At 67.5% G+C, this 17,201-nt stretch carries 17 protein-coding genes; 7 read left to right on the forward strand and 10 right to left on the reverse strand.

All coding sequences use genetic code 11. The features are described 5' to 3' along the window. Positions 1-55: 55 nt before the first annotated feature. The 7 genes from Q3A80_RS13900 to Q3A80_RS13930 form a co-directional block, all read right to left on the reverse strand. Positions 56-1,063 carry an aldo/keto reductase gene (locus Q3A80_RS13900; protein ID WP_446329550.1) on the reverse strand — a complete coding sequence of 336 codons (1,008 nt, stop codon included), beginning with the start codon at positions 1,061-1,063 and terminating at the stop codon, positions 56-58. Positions 1,064-1,141: 78 nt separating this feature from the next. Beyond that, on the reverse strand, positions 1,142-1,468 hold the full coding sequence (locus Q3A80_RS13905) for a carboxymuconolactone decarboxylase family protein (RefSeq protein ID WP_446329551.1): 327 nt from the start codon (positions 1,466-1,468) through the stop codon (positions 1,142-1,144). 96 nt (positions 1,469-1,564) lie between these two features. After that, positions 1,565-2,464, reverse strand: coding sequence for a LysR family transcriptional regulator (locus Q3A80_RS13910; protein WP_446329552.1), 900 nt, complete (start codon positions 2,462-2,464; stop codon positions 1,565-1,567). Between the two features lie 132 nt (positions 2,465-2,596). Then, positions 2,597-3,445, reverse strand: coding sequence for an alpha/beta hydrolase (locus Q3A80_RS13915; RefSeq protein WP_446329553.1), 849 nt, complete (start codon positions 3,443-3,445; stop codon positions 2,597-2,599). A gap of 207 nt (positions 3,446-3,652) precedes the next feature. Next, positions 3,653-4,459 (reverse strand): DinB family protein, encoded by an 807-nt coding sequence (locus Q3A80_RS13920; RefSeq protein WP_446329554.1) that lies wholly within the window; start codon positions 4,457-4,459, stop codon positions 3,653-3,655. Positions 4,460-4,647: 188 nt separating this feature from the next. After that, positions 4,648-5,079, reverse strand: coding sequence for a YciI family protein (locus Q3A80_RS13925; RefSeq protein ID WP_446329555.1), 432 nt, complete (start codon positions 5,077-5,079; stop codon positions 4,648-4,650). Between the two features lie 182 nt (positions 5,080-5,261). Continuing rightward, complete coding sequence (locus Q3A80_RS13930; RefSeq protein ID WP_446329556.1) at positions 5,262-7,031, reverse strand: ATP-binding protein; 1,770 nt, start codon at positions 7,029-7,031, stop codon at positions 5,262-5,264. Positions 7,032-7,184: 153 nt separating this feature from the next. On the opposite strand from Q3A80_RS13930, the gene Q3A80_RS13935 reads away from it, so the two are divergent. Beyond that, the gene (locus Q3A80_RS13935; protein ID WP_446329557.1) at positions 7,185-7,415 is read left to right on the forward strand and encodes a hypothetical protein; all 231 of its coding nucleotides are present in this window, start codon (positions 7,185-7,187) and stop codon (positions 7,413-7,415) included. A gap of 37 nt (positions 7,416-7,452) precedes the next feature. Here the strand turns inward: Q3A80_RS13935 and Q3A80_RS13940 are convergent, their stop codons facing one another. The 3 genes from Q3A80_RS13940 to Q3A80_RS13950 form a co-directional block, all read right to left on the reverse strand. Then, a complete protein-coding gene (locus Q3A80_RS13940) occupies positions 7,453-8,154 on the reverse strand; it encodes an MBL fold metallo-hydrolase (protein ID WP_446329558.1) in 702 nt (233 codons plus the stop codon). Positions 8,155-8,303: 149 nt separating this feature from the next. Beyond that, positions 8,304-9,074 carry an ABC transporter permease gene (locus Q3A80_RS13945; RefSeq protein WP_446329559.1) on the reverse strand — a complete coding sequence of 257 codons (771 nt, stop codon included), beginning with the start codon at positions 9,072-9,074 and terminating at the stop codon, positions 8,304-8,306. Positions 9,075-9,079: 5 nt separating this feature from the next. After that, positions 9,080-10,024, reverse strand: a complete 945-nt coding sequence (locus Q3A80_RS13950; protein ID WP_446329560.1) for an ABC transporter ATP-binding protein — start codon at positions 10,022-10,024, stop codon at positions 9,080-9,082. Positions 10,025-10,446: 422 nt separating this feature from the next. Between Q3A80_RS13950 and Q3A80_RS13955 the strand changes: the two genes are divergently transcribed. The 6 genes from Q3A80_RS13955 (at position 10,447) to Q3A80_RS13980 (ending at position 17,178) form a co-directional block, all read left to right on the forward strand. Continuing rightward, complete coding sequence (locus Q3A80_RS13955; protein WP_446329561.1) at positions 10,447-10,743, forward strand: cupin domain-containing protein; 297 nt, start codon at positions 10,447-10,449, stop codon at positions 10,741-10,743. Positions 10,744-11,366: 623 nt separating this feature from the next. Next, on the forward strand, positions 11,367-12,965 hold the full coding sequence (locus tag Q3A80_RS13960; RefSeq protein ID WP_446329562.1) for a DUF2957 domain-containing protein: 1,599 nt from the start codon (positions 11,367-11,369) through the stop codon (positions 12,963-12,965). 71 nt (positions 12,966-13,036) lie between these two features. Further along, positions 13,037-14,290, forward strand: coding sequence for a DUF2957 domain-containing protein (locus Q3A80_RS13965; protein WP_446329563.1), 1,254 nt, complete (start codon positions 13,037-13,039; stop codon positions 14,288-14,290). Between the two features lie 76 nt (positions 14,291-14,366). After that, complete coding sequence (locus tag Q3A80_RS13970; protein ID WP_446329564.1) at positions 14,367-15,191, forward strand: OmpW/AlkL family protein; 825 nt, start codon at positions 14,367-14,369, stop codon at positions 15,189-15,191. A 127-nt stretch (positions 15,192-15,318) separates the two neighbouring features. Continuing rightward, positions 15,319-15,822, forward strand: coding sequence for an activator protein (locus Q3A80_RS13975; protein ID WP_446329565.1), 504 nt, complete (start codon positions 15,319-15,321; stop codon positions 15,820-15,822). 240 nt (positions 15,823-16,062) lie between these two features. Beyond that, positions 16,063-17,178, forward strand: coding sequence for a hypothetical protein (locus Q3A80_RS13980; RefSeq protein ID WP_446329566.1), 1,116 nt, complete (start codon positions 16,063-16,065; stop codon positions 17,176-17,178). The last annotated feature ends 23 nt before the right edge of the window (positions 17,179-17,201 follow it).

The raw sequence follows: 17,201 nt of genomic DNA on the forward strand, positions 1-17,201 counted from the left end.
GCGCGCATCGGGTCATGCCGACGCGCATCGCACATCCGGTTTCATCCGACGAACGTCACACCTTCCGTCCTTCGACCGGATAACCGGGATCCGTATATCCATGCGTCGACGCATGCCCCGGCGGCACGAGCGAATCGACGAAGCGTTCGTCGTCGGGGCCGAGCTCGAGCGTCAGCGCATCGATGTAGCTGTCCCAGTGCGCTTCGGTACGCGGCCCGGCGATCGTCGAGCTGACGATCCGGTTCTTCATCACCCACGCAAGCGCGAACGCGACCGATGTCGTGCCGCGCGCGGCCGCATGCGCGGCCACCTGCTGCGCGATATGCAGCGACTCGGGCCGCCATTCGGTCTGCTGGATGCGCCGGTCGCCGCGGCCGGCGCGCGAATCCGCGGGCGGCTGCGCGTCCGGCGCGTATTTGCCGGTCAGCACACCGCGCGCGAGCGGGCTGTACGGCACGACGCCGATGCCGTAATGCGCGGCCGCCGGCAACTGTTCGACTTCCGCCGTGCGATCGACGAGGTTGTACAGCGGTTCGCTGGCGACCGGACGATCGATGCCGAGCTGATCCGCGATACGCACGATCTCGGCGATGCGCCAGCCCTTGAAGTTCGACAAGCCGACGTAGCGCACCTTGCCTTGCCGGATCAGGTCGGCTACCGCGCGCATCCCTTCGTCGAGCGGCGCGTCGGTCAACGCGCGATGGAAATACAGGATGTCGATGTAATCGGTGCCGAGCCGCTTCAGGCTCGCGTCGACCGATTCATGAATCCATTTGCGCGACTGGCCCTGACGGTTCGGCCCCGCGTCCGGTCCGGCCGGATAGCCGAACTTCGTCGCGACGACCCAGCTGTCGCGGTGCCGCGCGATCGCACGGCCGACGATTTCTTCCGAGCGTCCGGCGTGATAGACGTCCGCCGTATCGATGAAGTTGATGCCCTGGTCGAACGCCTTGTCGATGATGCGTGCCGACGTCGCTTCGTCGGTTTCGCCGCCGAACATCATCGCGCCGAGACACAGCGGCGACACTTTCAGCGCGCTGCGGCCGAGATAGCGGTAATCCATGGATTGGCTCCAGGCGGACGAGCGCCCGCGTCGTTTGAGGTCGTTGGATGAAGAGGCAGAACGTGCCGCGCGCGGCGCTCACACGCCCGCTTCGTCGAACACGCGTTTCACGATCGGCAGCGCCGAGCTTGCCGTCGGCCAGCCCGAGTAGAACGCGAGGTGGGTGATCGCCTCGATCAGCTCGTCGCGCGTGATGCCGTTGTCGAGCGCCTTCTTCAGATGAAACGGCAGTTCGTTTGCGCGATACAGCGCGACGAGGCTCGCGACGGTGATCAGGCTGCGGTCGCGCGGCGACAGGCCGGGGCGCTGCCACACGTCGCCGAACAGCACGTTGTCGGTGTAGTCGGCGAGCGCGGGCGCGATTGCGCCGAAGGCCTGGCGCGCGGCGGAAGTCGGTTCGGACATCGATGGCTCCGGGTGACGTTGAAGACATCGTCGATGGTAGTCACCGCCGCGCTTATCGATAATCCCCAGGAATGCGCATGAACTTATTGCGCCGGTTCATGAATGGCCGCGCTCGCGCAGCGCGTCGACGATCACCGCGAATGCGCGCGACGACTGCCGGCGGCTCGCGTAGTACAGGTGATGGCCCGGAAAGGTCGGGCACCAGTCGTCGAGCACGCTGACGAGGCGGCCGGCCGCGACGTGCGGCGCGGCGAGCTCGGCCGGCACGTACGCGAGTCCGTAGCCGGCGAGCGCCGCATCGAGCATTTCGTAGGTACCGTTGAACGTGACCTGGCCGTCGACGCGCACCTGCAGTGCGTCGCCGCCGCGTGCGAGCTCCCACGCGTACAGCGCGCCGTGCGTCGGCAGGCGCAGGTTGATGCAATCGTGCGCGACGAGATCCTGCGGCGTCGAGGGCCGCTCGCGGTCGGCGAAATACGCGGGCGCGCCGACGATCGCCATCTTCAGGTCGGGCGAGATGCGCACCGCGATCATGTCCTTCGCGACCTGGTCGCCGAGCCGCACGCCGATGTCGAAGCGTTGCGCGACGATGTCGGACAGCCCGTAGTCGGTGACGAACTCGACCTTCAGGTCGCGATAGTCGCGCAGGACCGGCGACAGTTTCGGCCACAGCAGCGTGCGGATCACGTAGTCGGTCGCGTTGATGCGCACGGTGCCGGCCGGCTTGTCGCGCAGCTCGGCGAGCGCGGACAGCTCGGCCTCGATTTCGTCGAAGCGCGGCGCGAGATTCTGCAGCAGGCGCTCGCCGGCCTCGGTCGGTGCGACGCTGCGCGTCGTGCGCGTGAGCAGCCGCACGCCGAGACGTGTCTCGAGCGAGCGGATCGTGTGGCTGAGTGCGGATTGCGACACGCCGAGCCGGGCGGCGGCGCGCGTGAAGCTACGCTCGCGCGCGACGGCGATGAAGGCGAGCAGGTCGGCAAAGTTGTCGCGCGGCATGGGGGGAAGTCGGATGGTCGATGCCAGCGCATCCTACCATCGGCCCCGCGCGCGATGCGGTGCCGCGACGCTGCGCCAGCACGGCGCACGCGGCGCACGCGTCGGCGCGGATCGCGTCAGCAGGACCGGATCTTACGCGTAGCCGCCATGCTGGAACGACGTCGCGAAGAACCGCATCTGATAGCGGATCGCATGCGCCCAGTAGTCCCACGTGTGGCCGCCCGGACGTTCCGCATAGTCGTGCGGCACGCCGAGCGCGACGAGCCGTTCGTGCAGCATGCGGTTCGAGCCGACGAACGAGTCGTCGCGGCCGCAGTCGATCGTCAGGTCCAGATGCGCGCGGACGAACGCGCGGGCGTTTTCGACGATCGCGTTGCGGTTCCAGAACGACGGATGGCGGCCGGGATCGCCGAACACGTGGTCGATGCCGGGCTCGTCCTCGCAGCAGCGCGGATCGACCGCGCCGCTGATGCTGCCGACCGCGCCGAACGTGTCGGACCGGTCGAGCGCGATGCGCAGCGCGCCGAAGCCGCCCATGCTGAGCCCGGTGATCGCGCGTGCGCCCTTGGTCGCGATCGTCCGGAAGTGCATGTCCATGTACGACACGACTTCGTCGCCGACGAAGGTTTCGTAGCGGCTGCCGGAGTCGAACGGACTGTCGATGTACCAGCTTTCGTGTCCGCCGTCGGGCATCACCAGAATCACGCGATAGCGGTCGGCCAGCGCGGCGATCCGCGTGTTCGCGATCCAGTCGGTGTGGTCGCCGCCGGAGCCGTGCAGCAGGTAGACGACCGGAAAGCGTTCGACGCTGCGCTCGGGCCCGTGATGCAGGCGCGCATACGCGTCCGGCAGCACGACGGTCGCCTGCAGCGTCTGATGCATCGCCGCGCTCGGGATCGCGACGACCCGCGCCTGGAACGCGGCAGCGGGACCCGCGGCGGCGAGCAGCAGCAACAGCCAGAGCGTGCGTACCAGGTTCATGGAGCCTCGCATGTGTCGTGTTCGTTCGGCAGTCGGGCATCGGGAAAACCCTGCAGGGCGACTCTAGCAACGGCGCCTTTCAACCAAATTTCGACGAATCCTACGAGTTGTCAGGCGGCGGCGCGCAGCCGTGCCGGCGCCGCGTTCAGCCGACACAGCGCGCGAGCGTCTCGCGCAACGCGGCCGGCCGCTCGGCAGGGAGCGGGTTCATTCGGCGGACGCCGAAGGCAGCGGAGGCAATTCGAGCTCGGCGAGCAGTTCGTCGAGTTCGAGCAGGTGCGTGCGATCGTGGTCGAGCAGTTCGCGCACGAGTTCGTCGAGCGACATCCGGCGGATGCCGTCGCGCAGCCCGCAGCGCGCGAGTTGCGGCGGTTGCAGTGCGGCGGCCGTCGCGCACAGTGCGGCGCGTCCGGTGCGGAACGCGGCGAGCGCCTCGTCGAGCGGCTGGGCCAGGTAGTCGCGCTGTGCGGCGAGCGCGGTGCCGTCGACGGACGCGAGCACCGGCAGTTCGTGCGTGCGCACGTTGTCGATGCGTTCGGCGAACACCGTGTCGAGGTCGCGCAGGTGGCACGCATGTTCGACGAACGAGAATCCGGTGCCGGCCGGGCGGCGCGTGCGCAGCACGGCCGGAACGTGCTCGGCATACGCGGCGAGCCGGTCCGGCATTGCGCCAAGCGCGGCGACGACGTCGGCGAACGGCAGCACGTGCGGATACGCGCTGAATACCGCGCCGTAGCTGAACAGCGCGCCGCCGATCCGGCCGCGCGCCTGCACGACGTCGTGTCCGTGGCGGCGCATCACGTCGGCGACCATCGCGCCGCAGAACTGCCGGGCGGTCGTATCGGCTTCGATTTCGGGGAATTTGTGCGCGATCTCGTGCTGGATCGCGCCGATCGCGGCGACGCCGACACGCGACAGCGCCGCGAATTCGACATAGCGGTGCGGCTGCGCGATCAGCGCTTCGAGCTGCGCGCCGAGCGGCGTCGCGCGGAAACGGTCGAAACGGGAATGCATGGCGGCTCGGGTGTAAGTAACGTATCAAAACGATACGTTATAGGGCGAGCATCCGTCAATCCGTTTGTTCGGAAGAATCGGCGCGGTCGGGCGGGTCGGGCCGGGCCAATGCCGATGCGGATGCCGGGGCGGCACCCGGCACCGGCACCTGGCACCGACACCCGGCACCGACACCCGGCAGAACCGTCTTACGTTCCCGACTTGCCCTCCATTTCCGCCCGCAGCCGTGCTTCCTGTTCCTGCAGTTCCGGCGTGAATGCGTCGCCGAAGTCCTCGGGCGAGAAGATCGGGCGGATCTCGATGTCCGAATCGGTGGGCATCGGGTTCGGGCAACGCTTGACCCATTCGACCGCTTCTTCCATCGAGTTCACCTGCCACAGCCAGAAGCCGGCGATGAGCTCCTTGGTCTCGGCGAACGGGCCGTCGACGACGGTCCGCGCGTTGCCCGAGAAGTGCACGCGCTTGCCGCGCGAGCTCGGGTGCAGCCCTTCGCCGGCGAGCATCACGCCGGCCTTCACGAGTTCCTCGTTGTACCGGCCCATTGCCGCCAGCAGTTCGGTATCGGGCATCGCACCCGATTCGGACGAGGCCGTTGCCTTGACGATCACCATGACGCGCATTGTCGCTACTCCTTGAACGAGAAAGGGGAAATCCGTTGTCGGCCGGCCGTGCGGACGGCAAAACGAGCGGTTACGACACTACGACGCGCGACGATCGCGCGAATCGACATCGCGCGAAAAAATTCCCGGGACCGGAGGCGGGAGAGACGGGCGGCCCGCGCGCCCGGCGGCCCGCCAGCCGCTCACGCCGCCTTCGCGTGCGCGTCCAGCACGCTGCGCACGCGGGTCGCGAGTTCGTCGCGGCGGTACGGCTTGCCGAGCAGCATGACGCCGGGGTCGAGGCGCCCGGAGTGAAAGATCTCGTCGCGCGTGTAGCCGGACGTGAACAGCACGGGCAGCGGCGGCGTGCGCAGCGCGGCGCGGCGCGCGAGCTCGCCGCCCTTGATCCGGCCCGGCATGATCACGTCGGTGAACAGCAGGTCGATCGGCGTGCCGCTGTCGAGCATCCGCAGCGCGGCTTCGCCGTCGGACGCGGTGAGGACCTTGTAGCCGAGCTGCGCGAGCATGTCGACCACGGTGAGCCGGACGTCGGCATCGTCCTCGACGACGAGGATGGTTTCGCGGCCGCGCACGGGATCGGGCTGCGTCGCAAGGGACGGCGCCTCGGCGTACGTATCGTGACAGCGCGGAAACGTGAGCCGCACGGTGGTGCCCTGGCCCGGCGTGCTGTCGATCGACGTATGGCCGCCGCTTTGCTTGACGAAGCCGAACACCATGCTGAGCCCGAGCCCCGTGCCTTCGCCGTCGGCCTTGGTCGTGAAGAACGGTTCGAACACGCGCTCGAGCACGTCGGCCGTCATGCCCGCGCCGGTATCGGCAATCTCGAACGTCACGTATTCGCCGGGCGGCAACGGCGCGCGACGTTCGCCCGGCGCCGGCGCGGGGGCGGCGTCGTTGTACGCGGCGATCGTCAGCGTGCCGTCGCCGCGCATCGCGTCGCGCGCATTGATCGCAAGATTGAGCAGCGCGTTCTCGAGCTGGTGGCGGTCGGCGAGCACGTTGCCGACGTCGGGCGCCAGCGCCGCGACGATCCGCACGGTCTCGCCGAGTGCACGGTGCAGCATCTCGTTCATGCCGTCGATCAGCTGGCGCGGATTGAGCACCGTCGGCGACAGCGGCTGGCGCCGCGCGAACGCCAGCAGGTGCGACGCGAGCTGCGCGCCGCGCCGTACCGCGTTGTTCGCGCTTTCGATCCGCGGCTGCGCGCTCGCGCGCTCGCCCAGTTCGACCGCGAGGATCTGCAGGTTGCCGCTGATCACCTGCAGCACGTTGTTGAAGTCGTGCGCGATGCCGCCGGTCAGGCTGCCGATCGCTTCCATCTTCTGCGCATGGCGCAACTGTTCCTCGATCGCCGCGCGCTCCGCGACCGCGTCGGCCACGCGCTGTTCGAGCGTTTCGGTCAGGCGGCGCAGCGCATCGTTGGACGCCTGCAGCGCCGCTTCCGCCTGTTCGCGATGACGCATCGCGAGCACGCGTTCGGTCGTCTCGATCACGACGGCGAGCACGCCGCCCGGCGCGCCGTCGTCGTCGGGGATCGGGCTGTAGTGCAGGTCCATCCACACGTCTTCGGGGCAGCCGTTGCGCAGCAGCACGAGTTCCTTGTTGCGATACGACAGCGTGCCGCCCGCGAGGCAGGTCGTCATCACGCTGCGGTTGAAGTCGGCGACCTCCGGCCAGCCGAGTTCGATCGTCTGGCCGAGCAGATAGGGGTGGCGTCCGCCGGCGAATCCGGCATACGCGTCGTTGTAGATCATGTAGCCGGACTCGCCCCACAGCATCACCAGCGGCAGCGGCGACGCGAGCACGGTGCGCACGGCCGCGACGAGGCTCGCCGACCAGCTGTCGAGCGGCCCGAGCCCGGTCGCCGACCAGTCGAACGCGGCGACGCGCTGCGCCATTTCGCCTTTCCAGCCAGGACAGTCGTGATGCTGCGCGAACAACTCGACATGCATGGAAACACTCCGATAAGGACATGGCAGCCGCGGCCGGGCGCCGGGAGTCGCGTGAGCCGATCCATTCTAGTGCAGATCGATCGCACGGCGGCGCGCCGGAGCCGCTGTCAAAACTGATATGCTGACCGGCATCACGTTGATGCGGAGGGCGCCATGGCAACGAAGGAAGTGTCGAAGAAAAAGTACCTGAAGATCCTGAACAAACGCCTGCGTGCCGAGCCGGATGCGCCGGCCGGCGCGTCGTTCGTGTTCTTTCCGCTCGGCGCGAAGGCCAAGCATGCGACGGGCGTCGTGTCGGGCGAGCCGCGCAGCGAGCAAGAGCTCGCGGTGATGGCCGCGATCCAGAGCAAGGCGGCCGCCGAATTCGTCGTGACCGGCGCCTGACCGGCCACCGGCGGCCACGCGCGGCAGCGCATGCGCGCTATGCCGCGGCTGCGTCGCAGTGCTCGATCACACCGGCGATCACGCGCGGAATGTCGCGTGTGATCGCCGGGCCGTGCATCGGCAGGATGATGTCGACCTCGAGCGCCTGGATGCGGCGCAGCGCGCTCGCCAGATGCGCGAGCGACGGCAGGTAGTCCGAGCGCGTGATCGCGTCGAGGATCTCGGGCAGCGGATCCTCGGCATCCTCGCGGCCGAAGCGCATCAGGATGTCCGACGACAGCAGTGCCTTGTACGCCGGCAGATACACGACCAGCGCATCCCACTGATGCACGTGCTTCGTGAAGACCGGCACCACGTCGATGCCGGACAGCGTGATCCGTTCGCCGTCCTTCAGCGGAATCGCGCGCACGCCGAACACGTCGGCGAGCCCCCATGTACACATCGGATGTCCGTACGCGACGAGCGCCGGATTGGCTGCGAGGAAATCGGGCAGCGCGCCCATTTCGTCGGCCTCGAAGTGCGGGACGATCACGCTGCTGACCATCGACGGCGCGATGCCGACGGTGTCGAGCGCCGCGCTCAGCCGCGTGAAATTGGCACGGGTGCCGGTTTCGACGCACAGCACGTCGCCGTGCGGCGATCGTACGAAGAACTGGCTGAAGCACAGGTTCAGCGTGTCGACGTAGGACGTGGCGCGAAACAGGCCGTCGCGGACGGCGTCGATTCGGGAGGCGCTCATCGGGTGATCCTCGCGCTGGGAATGGGGCGGGAGCGGCGCCGCCCGCGCGCCGCAGGTTGCGGTGCGGCAGGCGGCAGCAGTCGATCTTCCGATCCAGTCTAGCAGCGTCGCTGCGGATCCGCGAACCGGCCGGCGGCGGCCGTGACGCGTCAGTTCTTCAGCTTGTAGCCGGTGCGGAACATCCACGCGACGATCGCGAGCAGGATCGCGAGGAACAGCGTGGTCGCGGCGAGGCTGATCCACACGTGCACGTCGGCGAGCCCGTAGAACGACCAGCGGAAGCCGCTGATCAGGTAGACGATCGGGTTGAACAGCGTGACGATGCGCCATGCGGGCGGCAGCATGTCGACCGAATAGAAGCTGCCGCCGAGGAACGTGAGCGGCGTGATGATCAGCAGCGGCACGAGCTGCAGCTTCTCGAAGCTGTCGGCCCAGATTCCGATCACGAAGCCGAACAGGCTGAACGTGATGGACGTCAGCACCAGGAACAGCACCATCCAGAACGGATGCAGGATGTGCAGCGGCACGAACAGGCCGGCCGTCGCGAGGATGATCAATCCAAGCAGCAACGATTTCGACGCCGCCGCGCCCACGTACGCGATCACGATTTCCCAGTACGACACGGGCGCGGACAAGATCTCGTAGATCGTGCCCGTGAAGCGCGGGAAGTAGATGCCGAACGACGCGTTCGAGATGCTCTGCGACAGCAGCGACAGCATCACGAGGCCCGGCACGATGAACGAGCCGTAGCCGATGCCGTTCACGTCGCTGATGCGCGAGCCGATCGCCGAGCCGAACACGACGAAGTACAGCGACGTCGAGATTACCGGCGCGATGATGCTCTGCATCAGCGTGCGGCGCGTGCGCGCCATTTCGGCGCGGTAGATCGCGCGGATGCCGTGCCAATTCCAGTTCGTCATGTGCGTTAGGCCCCATGTGCGCCGTTGCGGCGGTTGTCGATCAGGCTGACGAAGATATCCTCGAGCGAGCTCTGCGTCGTATGCAGGTCGCGAAAGCCGATGCCGGCCGTGCCGAGGGCGTTGATCAGCGTCGCGATGCTCGCGTCGTCGCGCTGCGAGTCGTACGTGTAGACGAGCGCGCTGCCGTCGGCCGCGCGTTCGAGCCCGAACGCGGCGAGCTCGGCCGGCACGGCCGCGAGCGGATGCTCGAGCTGCACGGTCAGCTGCTTCTTGCCGAGCTTGCGCATCAGTTCGCGCTTCTCTTCGACGAGCACGAGTTCGCCGCCGAGAATGATGCCGATCCGGTCGGCCATTTCCTCGGCTTCCTCGATGTAGTGCGTGGTCAGCAGGATCGTCACGCCGCTTTCGCGCAGCGTATCGACGAGCTTCCACATGTCGCGGCGCAGCTCGACGTCGACGCCGGCCGTCGGCTCGTCGAGAAACAGGATGCGCGGCTCGTGCGACAGCGCCTTCGCGATCATCACGCGGCGCTTCATGCCGCCCGACAGCGTCATCAGCTTGTTGTCGCGCTTGTCCCACAGCGACAGCGCCTTCAGCGTCTTCTCGATGTAGGCCGGATCGGGCGCCTTGCCGAACAGCCCGCGGCTGAACGACACCGTCGCCCACACGGTTTCGAACGCGTCGGTCGTCAGCTCCTGCGGCACGAGGCCGATCATTTCGCGCGCGGCGCGGTAGTGGTCGCGGATATCGTGGCCGCCGACCGTCACGCGGCCTTCGGTCGGCGTGACGATGCCGCAGATGGAGCCGATCAGCGTGGTCTTGCCCGCGCCGTTCGGCCCGAGCAGCGCGAAGATCTCGCCGGGCCGGATGTCGAGGGTCACGTGCTTCAGCGCCTGGAAGCCGGACGCGTAAGTCTTGGAGAGGTCGGAGACGGAAAGGATCGGTTGCATGCTCACGGATGGCACGGCCGCTCGGTCCGACGCTGTGCGCCGCGCGTGCCCGGTGTCGCCGCCGCGAGGCGGCCGGTGTCGGGTGCGGCATGGCGAACGGGCGTCATGTCGAACGGCGTTGTGGTGCGGGATCGCAGGACCGCCATATTAGCAACCGGAAGATGGAAATGCATTTCGATGGAAACGGCATGCGATGCCGGTGCGCGATTCGCGTGAAATGCGCAGATGTCATTCAATAATGCGATGCTTTATTTGAATCGAGCGAACAATGTGTGGCGTTTTCGGCTGGTGGGGCGGTCGCGCGTCGTGCGGGGCAGCGGCCCCCGCGACGACTGTGCTGCCGGAACGCCGCCGCGCCGTACCGGGACGGCAGCCGCCGCGGTCGCGATAATGCGTTCCTTCACGTTCCCGGAGCGGTGCGCATGTCTCTGATCGATTTCAAGTCCGTTGCGGCCGCGCAAGCCCTCGCGTGGCAATCCACGATCGTCGGTGAAGTGGGGCCGGCCAGGATCAAGGTGCTGCGGATGGACGCGCAGCCGTACGAGGCGGAAGTGCACGATTACAACGAGGGGCTGCTCGTGCTCGACGGCCGGCTGATGCTCGAGGTCAACGCCCAGACGCTCGTTGTCGAGGCCGGGCAGATGTATCTCGCGGCGGCCGGCACGCGTCACGCGGTGCTGCCCGGCAGCCACGGCACGCTCGCGATCATCGACGTATGAGGTTGCGTCGCAGCATGCGTACGGCGCGGCGGACGCCCGCCGGCCGGGCATCTCGTGGTTTGAACGACCTCATCCACACGCGCGTGATGCGGCTCGGGTATTTGTCTGAGCAAATAAATTGAAGGCTGTTTGAAAAACTGTCAAACACCGTGCACGCAGTAGGATCGCGCGGTTCCGTTCGTTTGGAACTCTGCATCCATTTACTTGTGCGTATCGCCCGATCATAGTCTCGACCAACGACGCATCAACATAACGAATCAAGCGTACGTCTGGAGACCACACCATGAGACGCCTATCCGAGGGCCCGGCTGGACTGCCGTTTTCCGGCTTTTCAACGGATGCGGGCGCGCCGCGAGTCGCGCGCCTGCATCATCGCTTCGCGTTGCCGCTGTAGCGGCGCACACCGTTCCGTTCCGTTTTCCCGATGGCGCCGTGCCGCATGACGGCGCTGCCGGAGCGCGCTCGCGTGCCGTGGCGGGGTTCATTGCAACCGCGTGAATTGCAACACGGCGCCCAGGTGTGCACCGTCATGCGCCGCATGCCTTGCACGGCGGCGCGATACCAACCGGCGGGCCATGCAGCCCGTCCGGACGAGACCTGTCGTACCTCAAAAGGAGGGGTTGATGCTTTGCATTCCTGAATGGCGGAAGTCGATCCTGTCGTGCGCCGTGCTGGCGCTGCCGTTCGTCGCCGGTTGCGGCGGCGGCGACGATCCGGGCCCGATCAACGTGCCGCAGTGCTCGGGCAGCGCATGCGGGCCGAGCGGCGCCGAAACGACGCCGCCCGTCGTGACCAAGCTGTGTCCGGATTCGCTCGACTACACGACGACCTATACGGGCGGTGCGGGCAGCGGCGAATACGTGAAGGTGAAATTCGACACGACGAAGCTCACGTACCAGATGCAGTTCATCGACTCGTCGGTGCCGACGTCGGCGGGCCAGGTCAACGACACGCGCGCGGGCCTGACGATCAGCGGCGCGTTCCACCATCCGACCAACCTGCCGACCGCCGAGCAGAATCGTTGCGCGTTCGTGCTCGACAGCGGCGCGACGAGCGACGGCGCGTATGCGGTGACGATCAATCGTGCGGACCCGCCGATGCTGTTCGTCGGCAACGGGGTGGTCGGCGGCGGCATTCCGGGCGCGACGATCCAGTTCGACGGTATTCCTGTCGTGCCCGGTCTCTATCTCGGCACCGTGCCGTCGCGCACGTTCGATTTCTATCCGTTCATCGGCTTTACCGACACGGAGACCGATTTCACGAAGGTGGCCGGCGTGTACAACGAGGTCGGCATTCATCTGTCGCCGACCGGCAGCAGCTATCAGACCGCGACGCCGCAGGGCTGGCAGTCGGACGTCGTGAACTGGAGCCAGACACTGAATGAAGACGGTACGTGCACGATCACGCCGGGCAGCGACTACTCGTGCCAGACGACCGGCACGCCGTGGACGCTGCGCAAGAACGCGGACGGAAGCGCCGACAACGTGTTCGTCAGCGGCGCGAATCCGGGCCTGCCGTATCCGTCGGCCGGGCAGGAGCAGCCGCTCGTGCTGCTGTCGCCGACCCAGGCGCATGGCGTGATGATCGTCGGCAAGCTGAACGGCGTGCTGGTGCCGATCGTGATTCGCGTCGGCTATTCGCATGCAGACGCGACGAATCTGCTCGCGTCCGTCGCCGACGCGGAAGTCGGCATCTCGATGCTGTCGCCCGCGCAGCCTGTTGCGACCAATGTGCTGAAGGGCGGCTTCATCGGCGCGACGAGCGCGTCCGCGTGCGGGGTGGTCACGTCCAACGGCGTGTCGGGCGCGCCTGCGATATCCGGGCCGAGCTTCAGCAGCACGATGCCGCACCCGGATCTGCCCGGCACGTTCAACGGCACGTTCTTCCTGCCCGAGGCTGGCAACTGCACCGACGGCACGGCCGTATCGACGATCGCGGCGAACTACACGTCGACGCTGTTCCAGGGTGCGACTGCTGCGTTCATCGACCCGCAGACGTCGTCGGTCACGTCGCAGTTCGCGCTCGACTACACGCAGGCGACGCCCGGCAAGATCAAGGTCACGGCCACACAGGACTTCAACGCGAAGGGCGCGAACGGCAACGTGGCGATCTTCGGCAAGGGCGACACGGGCTGGCTCGTGACGGCCGGCAACGTCTACGCGATGGTCGTCAACAACAGCAAGGTCAACCCGTTCTTCACGGTCGGCGCGTTCGTCCAGTAACGGCGTAACGAACACGGAACACCGGCGGCGCACCGGCCGCCGCCGGCGAATCGAAATTCGAGAGGATTCCTATGAATGTGAAGAATTGGATGGCTGCCGCGTCGCTCGCGCCCGTGCTGGTCGCCTGCGGCGGCGACGGCGACCCGCCGCCCGCACCGGTGGTCCGGCTGTGCCCGCAGACGATCGACTACAACACGGTGTTCATCGGCGGCTCCGGCTCGGGCGAGCTCGTGAAAGTACAGCTCGACACGACGAAGATGACCTACCGGATGACCTATCTCGCATCGCCGGTGCCGACCGCCGCCGGCACCGTGCAGCCGACGCGCGACGCGGCGCCGGCCAACGTGGTCGACGGCGCGCTGGCCGACGAAACCGGCCTGCCGACCGTGAAGCTGAACCAGTGCACGTTCCGGATGCAGAACGCGAGTCTCGATCCGAGCCGGCCGGCGCGGCTGTTCCTCGGCGAAGGCGTGCTGGGCGGCGCGATTCCAGGTGCGACGATCCAGTTCGACGGCGTGATCGGCGTCGGCAGGATTCCGAAGACGACGTTCCCGTACTACCCGTTCATCAGCTTCTCGACGCTCGAAACCGATCTGTCGAAGATCGCCGGCACCTACAACCAGCTCGGCTACCACCAGGTACCGTCGCAGAACTTCCAGCCCGTGGCGCTCGACCAGCAGGTGACGATCAACGCGGACGGCAGCTACGTCGAGACCGACAACTTCGGCAAGAAGAACGGCGGGCAGCCGCTGCCGTCGAGCGCGACCGTGAACCAGCCGTTCACGCTGCGCGCCGATGCGCCGGCGTTCCAGTCGCTCAACTACCAGCCGCAGATTCCGCCGACGCTCGCCGCGCTCGATCCGGCGAAGGCCGGCAAGGGAATCCTGATCGTCGGCAAGCTGCGCAACCAGCTCGTGCCGATCTTCATCCGCACCGGTGCCGCCAATGCGGATCTCACGCAGGGCCCGCCGAGCGCGGACGACGAATCGGGCATCTCGTTCCTGAGCCCGCAAGCAGCGATCGCGCAGGGTTCGCAGAACGGCGAGTACACGGGGGTCGACAGCGCGTTCAACTACCGCGCAACCGCACTGATCGGCGCGCAGGCCACGTTGCTCGATCCGTTCAACGCGTCGCAGGCCGCGCTCACGCGTGCGCTGAACCTCGATTTCACGCAGAAGGTGCCGGGCGTCGTGACGACCGTGCATGCGGACGCGGCGTCGGGGCCGGCGACCGGCAAGTTCGTGTTCACCGGCGGCGTGTTCGGGTTCCTCGACATGGCCGATACGCGCAATCCGTACTTCACGGTCGGCGCGTTCGTGCAGTGAGCTTGCGTGGCTGCAGACACGGCGGCGCCGCGCGCACGTGCACGGCGCCGCCCGGACAGAATGAGGGGGAGACTTCATGAAGAAGCTGATTGTCGCGGGTGTCGTCGCAGGCGTGTCGACGCTCGCATCGGCCCAGCAGGCGGGCGACAACGTCGCGACGCTGGGCTGGCTGCACATCATGCCGCAGGATTCGACCAACGGACTGACGACGAATCTTGCCGGCATGCCGATCAACGGGCCGTTGCGGCTGCCCGGGTCGTTCACGTCGCCGGGCACGAGCCTGACGGTCAACAACGCCGATACGGTCGGCCTCACGCTCACGCACTTCTTCACCGACCATATCGCCGTGACGTCGGTGCTCGGCATTCCACCGGAATTCACGCTGACCGGGCACGGCGTGATCCGGCCGCCGGGTCCGGCCGGCGCGCTCGGCAGCGTCAACATGGACAATCCGTCGAACCAACCGGCCGTGAAGAACGCACGGCAATGGAGTCCGACGATCATTCTGCAGTACTACTTCAACGCGCCGACCGCGAAGTTCCGCCCGTTCGTCGGGATCGGCGTGGCCTACAGCTGGTTCAGCAACATCGAGCTGAACGGCAACTTCGCGCGGGACATCAACGAGAACCTCGGCAGCGTGCTCGCGGCCGGCGCAGGCAAGCCGGGGCCGACGTCGGTGGAGGGCAAGGCGTCGTCGTCGTTCACGCCGGTCTACAACGTCGGTGCGAGCTATGCGATCGACAAGCACTGGGGACTGACGGCGACGCTCACGTACATGCCGCTGAAGACCTACTCGTCGCTCGTGATCAAGGCCGCCGACGGATCGACGCTCGCGACCACGCGCACGCGGTTGAAGGCCGATCCGCTGATCACGTTCGTCGGGATTTCCTACAAGTTCTGAGCCGTGCGGCGTGCATCTTGCGTGCGTCGGCGGTTTCCTGCGGCCGGCTGGCCCGGTGTCATCGGGCCGGGCGGTCGCGTTCCTGGCGGCGTGCCGCCATTTCGTGAAGAGAGAGGGGGCAGTGCAAATGAGCATTCGCAAAATCGTATCGCTTGTTGCTGCAGTGGCATTCACCGCGGTTGCGGCCGCGCCCGCGTTCGCGGTGACCGTGTCGCGCGCGGACGGCCAGCCGATGAATCCGAACGGCGAACCGTTCTCCGCATCGGGGCTCACGACGCTCAGCAAGGGCGCCATCAACGCGAGCTGCAACGCGACGTTCAACGGCACCATCACGTCGACGGGCATCGTCAACATCACGTCGACGACGTTCGCGGGCGGCGCGACGTGCGGTCTGATCAGCGGCAGCGCGACGAGCGCGGCGCCGTGGACGGGCCAGGCCGACAGCACGACGCAACTGTCGATCAACAACGCCAAGGTGACCGTCACGCTGCTCGGTACCTGCGGGCCGAGCAAGGTCGTGACGGCGTGGAGCGATCCGAACTCGTCGCTGACGTTCAACAATGCCGTGCTGACGCCGGACTGTACGGTCAGCGGCACGGTCGCCACGTCGCCGAAGTTCCACGTGCAGTAAGCACCGCGCGATCGACACCGGGCGCCCGCCGGATACGAGGGCCGTGCAAGGATGCGCGGCGGGCGTTCCGGTTTGTCGATGCGTTGGCGTCGTCGCGCCCGATCGCGCGACGGCTGCTCGGCTGCCTGCTTCGCGATCCGGCGCGGGCGGCCATGCGGCGGCCGGTGCGATGCACCGTGCCGCCTGCTTCGATCGATACACAACAATTACCCGACTTGTCGGAACCATTCCTGACCACCCATGCTCACCGACCCCGCGAAGTATGGCGATGCGCGCGGTGCGACGCCCGACCGGCTGCGCACGGCTGCGTGGCTGCAGTATCTGATCGAACATCTGGACGACGCGGCGCGCGTGGCGGCGCGCGTTGCCGGCGCAACGATTGCCCAGCCGTCGCGCGCGGCACGCGTGCAATCGTGCATGAACCTGTCACACGACACGATCGCCATCCTGCATGAACTCGCGCCGTGGATCGCAGCGGACGGCACCGGTTGCGCCTGCGACGCGACTGACCCGCTCGACGCATGCGTGCACGTGCCCGATGCGCGGCAGCTCGCGTATGCGGAACGATGTTGTCCGGGGTCGCGCGCGGCATTCGAAGCGGCGCATGGCTTCATCGATGCGTGGGCGTTCGACGACCCCGACGATGGCTGGGCCGCGCTCGAGCGGATCGCCGGCGGCGTCGAGCCGGACGGCGGCGTCGCCGCGCACGCAGGCACGGAACCATCCGCGATCGGCGAAGTGCCGCCTGCGAAGAACCTGAGAGAGCGGCGCGCGCCCGTCGCAGCCGCGTGCGTGGCGCCGTCGGCGCGGCCGGGTGCGATCATCGACGCGGTCGTGCTGCGCGTCTGCGGGCCGCGCGACGATGCCGCGCGTATCGACGAGATGGCCGCGCTCGCGATGTTCTGCGCGGAACTCGCCGCCGGAAAAGGCGTTTCCGTCGCGGCGTACGGCGGTCGGCACAATCTCGTTGCACGCGCGATTCGCGAACGACGTGCGGATCTCGGATCGGTCGACGGCCTGCTCGCAGCGGTATCGGTGTGCCGGCTCGACCGGCTCGCCGGCGCGGGCAGCTTCTGGGCGTATTACCTGCTGGCGGGTATCGCGATCGCGGCGCCCGACATGGTGCGCGCATTCGCGCGCCGCTTCCACGGCGACGCATGGACGATCTGGCTCGATGAAATGCTGGCATGGCCGGCGGTCGGCCGCTTCGGACGGAACGAAGACGTCGCGTTCGACCGGTTGCGCGGTGCGATGAGCCTGACGTCGCGAGCGAATCCGATCGTGCGTGCAAAACGCGTGCGGCCGACGGCGACGCGCATCACGCGCTTGCGCACGCGCGGCGAGCGCGTCCAGTGAAATGAACAACGGCCCGCGGCGAG

The organism is Burkholderia sp. SR8, from assembly GCF_052851275.1.

Excerpts from the sequence above, each read along its gene's own strand:
- Q3A80_RS13945 (WP_446329559.1), bottom strand. The coding sequence starts at position 9,074 with ATGACGAACTGGAATTGGCACGGCATCCGCGCGATCTACCGCGCCGAA.
- Q3A80_RS13955 (WP_446329561.1), top strand. The coding sequence starts at position 10,447 with ATGTCTCTGATCGATTTCAAGTCCGTTGCGGCCGCGCAAGCCCTCGCG.
- Q3A80_RS13940 (WP_446329558.1), bottom strand. The coding sequence starts at position 8,154 with ATGAGCGCCTCCCGAATCGACGCCGTCCGCGACGGCCTGTTTCGCGCC.
- Q3A80_RS13920 (WP_446329554.1), bottom strand. The coding sequence starts at position 4,459 with ATGCATTCCCGTTTCGACCGTTTCCGCGCGACGCCGCTCGGCGCGCAG.
- Q3A80_RS13925 (WP_446329555.1), bottom strand. The coding sequence starts at position 5,079 with ATGCGCGTCATGGTGATCGTCAAGGCAACGGCCTCGTCCGAATCGGGT.
- Q3A80_RS13975 (WP_446329565.1), top strand. The coding sequence starts at position 15,319 with ATGAGCATTCGCAAAATCGTATCGCTTGTTGCTGCAGTGGCATTCACC.
- Q3A80_RS13935 (WP_446329557.1), top strand. The coding sequence starts at position 7,185 with ATGGCAACGAAGGAAGTGTCGAAGAAAAAGTACCTGAAGATCCTGAAC.
- Q3A80_RS13900 (WP_446329550.1), bottom strand. The coding sequence starts at position 1,063 with ATGGATTACCGCTATCTCGGCCGCAGCGCGCTGAAAGTGTCGCCGCTG.
- Q3A80_RS13960 (WP_446329562.1), top strand. The coding sequence starts at position 11,367 with ATGCTTTGCATTCCTGAATGGCGGAAGTCGATCCTGTCGTGCGCCGTG.
- Q3A80_RS13930 (WP_446329556.1), bottom strand. The coding sequence starts at position 7,031 with ATGCATGTCGAGTTGTTCGCGCAGCATCACGACTGTCCTGGCTGGAAA.
- Q3A80_RS13910 (WP_446329552.1), bottom strand. The coding sequence starts at position 2,464 with ATGCCGCGCGACAACTTTGCCGACCTGCTCGCCTTCATCGCCGTCGCG.
- Q3A80_RS13905 (WP_446329551.1), bottom strand. The coding sequence starts at position 1,468 with ATGTCCGAACCGACTTCCGCCGCGCGCCAGGCCTTCGGCGCAATCGCG.
- Q3A80_RS13915 (WP_446329553.1), bottom strand. The coding sequence starts at position 3,445 with ATGAACCTGGTACGCACGCTCTGGCTGTTGCTGCTGCTCGCCGCCGCG.
- Q3A80_RS13970 (WP_446329564.1), top strand. The coding sequence starts at position 14,367 with ATGAAGAAGCTGATTGTCGCGGGTGTCGTCGCAGGCGTGTCGACGCTC.
- Q3A80_RS13980 (WP_446329566.1), top strand. The coding sequence starts at position 16,063 with ATGCTCACCGACCCCGCGAAGTATGGCGATGCGCGCGGTGCGACGCCC.
- Q3A80_RS13950 (WP_446329560.1), bottom strand. The coding sequence starts at position 10,024 with ATGCAACCGATCCTTTCCGTCTCCGACCTCTCCAAGACTTACGCGTCC.
- Q3A80_RS13965 (WP_446329563.1), top strand. The coding sequence starts at position 13,037 with ATGAATGTGAAGAATTGGATGGCTGCCGCGTCGCTCGCGCCCGTGCTG.